This is a genomic window from Streptomyces aureus, assembly GCF_001418135.1.
GTDB classification, from domain to species: domain Bacteria; phylum Actinomycetota; class Actinomycetes; order Streptomycetales; family Streptomycetaceae; genus Streptomyces; species Streptomyces aureus_A.
This window is the reverse complement of record NZ_LIPQ01000206.1, coordinates 12,767-16,770: the sequence shown is the minus strand read 5'-3', so window position 1 is coordinate 16,770 and position 4,004 is coordinate 12,767. Positions and strand designations below refer to the sequence as shown.

The following is a 4,004-nucleotide window of genomic DNA, read 5'->3' as shown; positions in this document are numbered from 1 at the left end:
AGATGTGTATAACGGACGGCCCTCCGTGGGCGCTTCGGGGCCCCTGCCCCCGCCGCCCCTGGTGTCCCTGCGTCCCGTGAAGGTCGTCCACAGGGGTGGTGCGACCACACGTTCGGCAGGTATCCCTGTGTCCATGTCCCACGAACACGTCTCCTACCTCGAACTCCTCGCCCGGGGAGCCGCCACGGAGGCCTACGACCGGCCCGTGCTGCTCGCCCGCGCGAGCGGCGCGGGCCCCGAGGCGCTGGCCGAGCTCGAAGAGGCCAAGCAGCTGGCCCTGCGGGTCCGGGCCGAGCTGGAGGGGCGGCGGCGCCGCGAGGCGGAACTGTCCGCGCTCTTCGCCACCGCCCACGACCTCGCGGGACTCCGTGACCTCGACGCGGTNNCACGGAGTGCGCCTATCTGAGCCTCAACGACCCGGCCGCCGGCGACACGTACATGCGGGTCACCGAGGGCTCGGTCTCCGCCCGCTTCCAGCAGCTCAGACTGGGCATGGGAGAGGGGCTCGGCGGCCTGGTCGCCCAGACGGCCCGCCCCTACGTCACCGACGACTACTTCGACGACGCGCGCTTCCAGCACACCCGGACCATCGACACGGCCGTACGCGACGAGGGCCTCGTCGCCATCCTGGGCGTCCCGCTCAGCCTCGGCAGCCAGGTCATCGGCGTCCTCTTCGCCGCCGACCGACGGGCCAGGGTCTTCGAACGCGAACAGGTCGCGCTGCTCGGCTCCTTCGCCGCGCACGCCGCCGTCGCCATCGACACCGCCAACCTCCTCGCGGAGACCCGCTCGGCCCTCGCCGAGCTGGAACGCGCCAACGACATCATCCGCGAGCACAGCGGCGTCATCGAGCGCGCGTCCGAGGTCCACGACCGGCTCTCCGAACTCGTCCTGCACGGCGGCGGCGTCCACGACGTGGCCCACGCCGTCTCCGAGGTCCTCGGCGGAACCGTCGAGTTCACCGAGGAGGGCGCCGGAACCGCCCGCCGCGCCGGGGGCCACGCCGTCCGCGAGGGCGACGACTGGGTCGCCGCCGTCTCCGCCGGCGGCGAGACCCTGGGCGCCCTCGTGCTGCACGGCCAGCCGGACCTCGACCCGGTCGACCAGCGCACCCTGGAACGCGCCGCGCTCGTCACCTCCCTCCTCCTGCTTGCCCGCCGATCCGCCGGGGAGGCCGAGCAGCGCGTACGGGGCGAACTCCTCGACGACCTCCTCGACGCCCCCGACCGCGACCGGCGGCTGCTCAAGGAACGCGCCGCCCGGCTCCGTACCGACAGCGAAGCCCCGCACGTGGTGCTCGCCGCGCGGATCGACCGGGCGGGCGGCACGGCCGATCCGGATACCGGCGGCCGCGAGAGCGCCGACCGCCAACGCCTCTGGTCGGCGGCCACCCACCTGGCCGCCACCCGCCACGGACTCTCCTCGGCCCGCGACGGCGGAACGGTCCTGCTGCTGCCCCTCGGCCCCGGCGAGAGCGCCGCCGACCTCGCCCGGCAGACCGCGCGCGGCCTGGGCGGCACCCTGCGCGAACCCGTCACCGTGGGCGCCTCCGCTCCCGTACGGGCACCGCTGGACCACCCGGACCAGGTGGCCGTCGCGTACGAGGAGGCCCGCCGCTGCCTCGACGCGCTCCGGCTCCTGCACCGCTCCGGCCAGGGCGCCGCGGCCGAGGACCTCGGCTTCCTCGGCCTGCTGCTGGCCGACAGCCGGGACATCGACGGATTCGTCGACCGGACGGTGGGTCAGGTCGTCGCGTACGACCGGCGCCGGGGCACGGACCTGATCCGCACCATGGACGCCTACTTCGCGAGCGGCATGAGCCCGGCCCGGACCAAGGACGAACTCCACGTCCACGTCAACACGGTGGCCCAGCGCCTGGAACGGGTCGGCCGCCTCCTCGGCCCGGACTGGCAGTCCCCTGCCCGCGCCCTGGAGATCCAGCTGGCGCTGCGTCTGCACGCGCTGGCGGACGCGGTCACGAGCACATGAGAAAGGCCCGGTGCCCCGCTCGTCACGAGCGGGGCACCGGGCCTTTCACGGGTGTCCTGGAACGGGTGTCCTGAGCATCAGGCGTCGGCGCCGACCTTGGCGTCGGCGGCGGTCCGCTCCTCGATCTCCCCGAGGTCACGGTCGCGGGTCTCCTTGGCGCAGGCGATGGCGACCACGGTGAGCAGCGCGGCGGCGATCACGTACAGGGCGATCGGAGTCGAGTCGCCGTAGTCGGCGAGGAGCGCGGTCGCGATGAGCGGGGCGGGCGCGCCGGCGGCCACGGAGGAGAACTGGGCGCCGATGGAGGCACCGGAGTACCGCATCCGGGTCGCGAACATCTCGGAGAAGAAGGCGGCCTGCGGCGCGTACATCGCCCCGTGGAGGACCAGACCGACCGTCACGGCGAGCAGCAGGGAGCCGAAGGTGCCCCGGTCGATGAGCGTGAAGAACGGGAACATCCAGGCGCCGACACCGATCGCGCCGATCAGGTACACAGGACGGCGGCCGAGGCGGTCGGAGAGCGCGCCCCAGAGCGGGATCACGGCGAAGTGGACGGCGGAGCCGATGAGAACGGCGTTCAGCGCGGTCTGCTTGGACAGTCCGACCTCGGTGGTCGCGTAGACCAGGATGAACGCGGTGATCACGTAGTACGAGATGTTCTCCGCCATACGGGCGCCCATCGCGATCAGGACGTCCCGCCAGTGGTGCCGCAGGACGGCGACCAGCGGCATCTTCTCGACCTGACCGGCGACGGCCTTGCGCTCCTCGGCGGCGGCGAGGGCCGCCTTGAAGACGGGCGACTCGTCGACGGAGAGCCGGATCCAGAGGCCGACGATCACGAGCACACCCGAGAGCAGGAAGGGGATGCGCCAGCCCCACGAGGCGAAGGCGGCGTCGGAGAGCAGCGCGGTCAGCGCGGACAGCACACCGGTCGCGAGCAGCTGACCGGCCGGCGCACCGGTCTGCGGCCACGAGGCCCAGAACCCGCGCCGCTTGGCGTCCCCGTGCTCGGACACCAGCAGGACGGCCCCGCCCCACTCACCGCCGAGCGCGAAGCCCTGCACGAGCCGCAGCACGGTCAGCAGCACCGGGGCGGCGGACCCGACGGTCGCGTGCGTCGGCAGCAGTCCGATGGCGAAGGTGGCCCCACCCATCAGCAGCAGGCTGAGAACCAGCAGCTTCTTCCGCCCGAGCCGGTCGCCGTAGTGCCCGAACACCAGCGCCCCGAGGGGCCGGGCGGCGAACCCGACCGCGTACGTCAGGAAGGACAGCAGGGTCCCGACGAGCGGATCGGACTCGGGAAAGAACAGCTTGTTGAACACGAGCGCGGCGGCGGACCCGTACAGGAAGAAGTCGTACCACTCGATGGTGGTCCCGATGAGGCTGGCGGCGACGATCCGCTTGAGGGAACCGGGTGGGGTCGGGGAGGGAGTTGCGGCGGCCATGTGCACCACTTCCAGGCAGGTACGGGGACGATTCGGTGTCGCCACACCGTAGGAAGCAGCAGGTCAGGGGCGTATGTGGTGGGACACCATAGTTCGGGTGTGCCGTGTGCGCCCAGCCTCCATGGCCTGCTGTCGCGACCCTGCCGAAGGCCCGAGTCGCCAAGGTCGGTCGTAGGTGGCGATCCCTCGTGTGTGGCGCTGCTGGCCCGTGGGTCGGAGAGCCGTTCGCGGAGGCTGGTTCGAGTCGTACGATTCTGCGCTTCCTGTCCGCCCGGCTGCGTGCCCATCGCCGCCAGCGTGGCACCCCCTGGCGGCGGCTGACCACCGGCCGTCAGGCCCTGTTGGCCTTGGCTCACCTGCGGTGCGGACACACCTGTGCCCAGCTTGCGGCCGGCTTCAGCGTCGGCACCACCACCGCCTACCGGTACATCGCCGAGGCCGTCGAGGTCCTGGCCGCACTCGCCCCGGACCTGGCAAGTGCGGTCAAGGCCGCATCCCGCAAGGCGTTCGTGATCCTGGACGGGACGCTGCTGGCGATCGACCGGATCGCCGCCGACCGCCCGTTCAACT

General features: G+C 72.5%; 3 protein-coding genes and 1 pseudogene. 3 read left to right on the top strand and 1 reads right to left on the bottom strand.

Annotated features, from left to right (window positions below):
* Positions 1-133: 133 nt before the first annotated feature.
* Positions 134-384 (top strand): annotated as a pseudogene (locus tag AOK00_RS40415) (diguanylate phosphodiesterase); the annotation flags it as partial.
* A gap of 2 nt (positions 385-386) precedes the next feature.
* The coding region (locus AOK00_RS18285) for a helix-turn-helix domain-containing protein (protein ID WP_254047406.1) at positions 387-1,989 on the top strand (1,603 nt) is incomplete at its 5' end.
* Between the two features lie 77 nt (positions 1,990-2,066).
* Here AOK00_RS18285 and AOK00_RS18280 read toward each other — a convergent pair.
* Positions 2,067-3,434 carry an MFS transporter gene (locus AOK00_RS18280; protein ID WP_055601369.1) on the bottom strand — a complete coding sequence of 456 codons (1,368 nt, stop codon included), beginning with the start codon at positions 3,432-3,434 and terminating at the stop codon, positions 2,067-2,069.
* A 188-nt stretch (positions 3,435-3,622) separates the two neighbouring features.
* On the opposite strand from AOK00_RS18280, the gene AOK00_RS40410 reads away from it, so the two are divergent.
* A partial coding sequence (locus tag AOK00_RS40410) for a transposase family protein (protein WP_437441427.1) occupies positions 3,623-4,004 on the top strand: 382 nt, incomplete at its 3' end.

Bases quoted from the DNA above. Each gene is read 5' to 3' on its own strand.
- AOK00_RS18280 (WP_055601369.1), bottom strand. From the start codon at position 3,434: ATGGCCGCCGCAACTCCCTCCCCGACCCCACCCGGTTCCCTCAAGCGG.